4 protein-coding genes are annotated in these 2,824 nt (G+C 72.5%); 2 read left to right on the top strand and 2 right to left on the bottom strand.

The window, feature by feature from the left end:
• Positions 1-79 precede the first annotated feature (79 nt).
• Together WML84_RS14550 and WML84_RS14545 are read right to left on the bottom strand one after the other, a co-directional pair.
• A complete protein-coding gene (locus tag WML84_RS14550) occupies positions 80-412 on the bottom strand; it encodes an amino acid transporter (RefSeq protein ID WP_347346854.1) in 333 nt (110 codons plus the stop codon).
• Entirely contained in the window at positions 409-1,059 is a 651-nt protein-coding gene (locus WML84_RS14545; RefSeq protein ID WP_347346853.1) for a DUF308 domain-containing protein, read from the bottom strand. Before WML84_RS14545 ends, WML84_RS14550 begins: the two co-directional genes overlap by 4 nt.
• A gap of 198 nt (positions 1,060-1,257) precedes the next feature.
• On the opposite strand from WML84_RS14545, the gene WML84_RS14540 reads away from it, so the two are divergent.
• Together WML84_RS14540 and WML84_RS14535 are read left to right on the top strand one after the other, a co-directional pair.
• Positions 1,258-2,400, top strand: a complete 1,143-nt coding sequence (locus WML84_RS14540; protein ID WP_347346852.1) for a glycosyltransferase family 2 protein — start codon at positions 1,258-1,260, stop codon at positions 2,398-2,400.
• The gene (locus WML84_RS14535) at positions 2,397-2,651 is read left to right on the top strand and encodes a glutaredoxin domain-containing protein (RefSeq protein ID WP_347346851.1); all 255 of its coding nucleotides are present in this window, start codon (positions 2,397-2,399) and stop codon (positions 2,649-2,651) included. Before WML84_RS14540 ends, WML84_RS14535 begins: the two co-directional genes overlap by 4 nt.
• The last annotated feature ends 173 nt before the right edge of the window (positions 2,652-2,824 follow it).

The following is a 2,824-nucleotide window of genomic DNA, read 5'->3' as shown; positions in this document are numbered from 1 at the left end:
GAGCGGGCGCGGGAACACAGCGCGCCAGGTGCCGACAGGGCGCGCCCACGAACGGGGAGGACCGCCCGCGGGCCGGACCCTACGCCGAGTCGTCGCGCCGGTCGACGTCGGAGGCGCCGGCCTCGGGCTCGTCGTCGGGCAGCAGCACCGGCCGGTCGATCTGCTTCGCGACCTGCGCCGGGTCGACCACGAGCATGAGCAGCGCGATGATCAGGAGCGTCGCGATGAAGGTGATGCCCGCCACGACGAGTGCCACGACGATCGCGTTCTGCACGTCCTCGGCCGGCTTGGCCTGGAACGCGCCCATCGACACGACGGTCACGATGCCGGCGAAGAGCGCGGCCGCGAACGCCAGCCCGAGCAGCTGCACGGGCTTCATGAGGTCGCGCCGCGTGGGCGGCCGATCGGTCACGCGGCACCTCCCGACGAGCGGGCGGGCTCGGACGCGTCGGCGGGCACCGCGCCATGCGCCCCCTCCGCGGTGCGGCGGGGTGAGAATCCGGCGATCCCGAGGAACACCGCGATGATCGCCGCGTACCCGCCGAAGACGCCGACGGCGATGGAGATGCCGGTGAGCGTGAACTCGCCCGCCTCCGCGATCGCGTAGTGGAGGGCGTAGCCCGGCGAGACGAACAGCAGGGCGACGCCGAGCGCGATCGTGAGCGCGCCGATCAGCACGGCGTCGCGCGCGTTCGGCTCGCGACGCCGCACGATGCCCGCGACGAGCTCGACGATCCCGGTGAGGAGCGCCCATGCGATCACGAGCACGAAGAACAGCGTCGTCGACCGCAGCGCCGGGAAGCCGCCGACCATGCCCGCGACGAGCGTGAACACGCCGAGGAGGATCGCCGGACCGCGGCGCCCCGCCGGCTGGACGAGCCACGCCGACAGCAGCAGCACGATGCCGGTCGCGATCGCGAAGCCGCTGAACACCGCGAGGCCCACGGATGCCGAGTGGTCGGGCGAGAAGGTGATCATCACGGCGGCGAGCGCCGCGAAGAGGGCGCGTGCGAGCTGCACATGACGCGCCTCGAAGGCGCGGGGGGCAGTCTCGGACACGACGAAGCTCTCCACACGATGGAACGGGATGCCACGAGTCTAGACGCTCCGGCACACCCGGCCGGGGAGGCGTCCGGGCGGACGCGGCCCGACGGTCGCGCGCGGCACCGCGAACGCGGCCGACCCGGGGCTCCCATCCGACTCTCGGGGACGACCGACTACCCTTGGACGATTGCGCCTGACGATCGAGAGAGACTCATGGACCTGTCCATCATCGTTCCGACCTTCAACGAGGGTCCGAACGTCGTCGAACTGCTCCGCCGCATCGGCGCGCAGGCCGACGGGCGCAGGTTCGAGGTGATCTTCGTCGACGACTCCACCGACGACACCCCCGACGTCATCCGGGCGGCGGCCGCGGCATCCGACCTGCCGGTGCGGCTGATCCACCGCGACGACCCGGTCGCCGGACTCGGCGGCGCCGTGGTCGAGGGCGTGCGCGACGCACGGGCGCGCTGGTGCCTGGTCATGGACGGCGACCTCCAGCATCCGCCCGAGGACATCCCCCGGCTCCTCGCCCGTGCCGAGCGCGGTGACGTCGACGTCGTCGTCGCCTCGCGCTATGCGGCCGGCGGCGACTCGAAAGGCCTCGCCGACGCGACGCGCACGGTCGTGTCGCGCCTGTCGACGCTCGTGACGAAGGCGATGTTCCCGCGCAAGCTGGCCGGCTGCTCCGACCCGATGACCGGGTTCTTCCTGATCGACCGGGATGCCGTCGACCTCGACGCCCTGCGCCCACGCGGGTTCAAGATCCTGCTGGAGATCCTCGCCCGCCGCCAGCTGCGCATCGCGGAGGTGCCGTTCGCGTTCGCGCCGCGCCATGCGGGCGAGTCGAAGGCCTCGTTCACGCAGGGGGTCCGGTTCCTCACGCAGCTCGCGATGCTGCGGTTCGGCCGCATGTCGGCGTTCGCCCTCGTCGGCGGGGTCGGCGCGATCGCGAACCTCGTCATCATGTGGGGCCTGATCCGGCTCGGCATGGAGTACGTGGTGGCGGCCGTGATCGCGAGCGAGCTCACGATCATCGGCAACTTCCTGCTGCTCGAGTTCCTCGTCTTCGCCGACATGCGCAGCGAGTCGGGCACGTTCCGCCGCCGCTTCCTCGCCTCGTTCACGTTCAACAACCTCGAGGCGATCGTGCGCCTGCCGGTCATGTGGGTGCTCGTCGAGAGCGCGCACGTGCCCAGCGTGCTGGCCGCGGCACTCACCCTGGTCGCCGCGTTCGTGGTGCGGTTCGTCTTCCACGCCCTCGTCGTCTACGCGCCGCGCCGCACGCCGACGACGACCCCGCAGGAGGAGCCGGTGGCGGTCGCCGAGGGCGCGCGCGGCCGTACGCTGGACGCATGACCTCCGACACCATCACGATGTTCGGCGCCGACTGGTGCCGTGACTGCCGCCGCACGAAGAGCCAGCTGGACGGGCTCGGCGTCGCGTACACGTACGTCGACCTCGAGGCCGATCCCGCCGCCGCCGACGTCGCGCGCGAGATCTCCGGGCGCACGAACATCCCCGTGGTGGTGTATCCGGACGCGACCCACCACGTCGAGCCGTCGAACGCCGACGTCGAGGCGAAGCTGCGCGAGCTCGCCCTGATCTGATCGCGCGCCATGGGCTCCCCCGCCGGCACCGACGCCGCAGCGACGCTCACCGCCGCCGAGATCGACGCGATCGACGACGCGATCGCGGCGCTGCGGGCCGGGAGCGCCGCGTGGGCCGCGCTCCCGCTCCCCGGGCGCCGCGCGCTGCTCGACCGCACCCACGCGAGCGTCGC

Source organism: Microbacterium sp. (assembly GCF_039812165.1).
GTDB lineage: Bacteria > Actinomycetota > Actinomycetes > Actinomycetales > Microbacteriaceae > Microbacterium.
The sequence above is the reverse complement of the archived record's forward strand: the minus strand, read 5'-3'. Positions and strand labels throughout refer to the sequence as shown.